The sequence below is a fragment of the Kitasatospora sp. MBT63 genome (assembly GCF_000710465.2).
Lineage (GTDB): Bacteria > Actinomycetota > Actinomycetes > Streptomycetales > Streptomycetaceae > Kitasatospora.
Genome location: NZ_JAIZ01000652.1, coordinates 1 through 463 on the forward strand (window position 1 = coordinate 1; position 463 = coordinate 463).

1 protein-coding gene is annotated in these 463 nt (G+C 74.7%); it reads left to right on the forward strand.

Annotated features, from left to right (window positions below; all coding sequences use genetic code 11):
* The coding region (locus AA75_RS34310; protein ID WP_033824273.1) for an amidohydrolase family protein at positions 1-463 on the forward strand (463 nt) is incomplete at both ends.

Consider the following 463-nt stretch of genomic DNA (forward strand, 5'->3'; position numbering starts at 1 on the left):
CACCCGGGTCGTCGACGCGCTCGGCCGCCGCGCCGTCCCCGGCCTCAACGACGCGCACCTGCACGTCATCCGCGGCGGCCTCAACTACGTCCTGGAACTGCGCTGGGACGGCGTCCCGACGCTGCGTCAGGCACTCGCCATGCTCCGGGACCAGGCCGAGCGCACCCCGCCCGGCCAGTGGGTGCGCGTGGTCGGCGGCTGGTCCGCCGACCAGTTCGCCGAACGACGCCTGCCCACCCTGGACGAACTCAACGCCGCGGCCCCCGACACCCCCGTCTTCGTCCTGCACCTCTACCAGTCGGCACTGCTCAACCGCGCCGCGCTCCGCGCAGGCGGCTTCACCCGCGACACCCCCGACCCCACCGGCGGCCAGATCGTCCACGGCCACGACGGCGAACCGACCGGCCTGCTGATCGCAGCCCCCGGCGCGCTGCTGCTCTACTCCACCCTCGCCAAGGCCCCG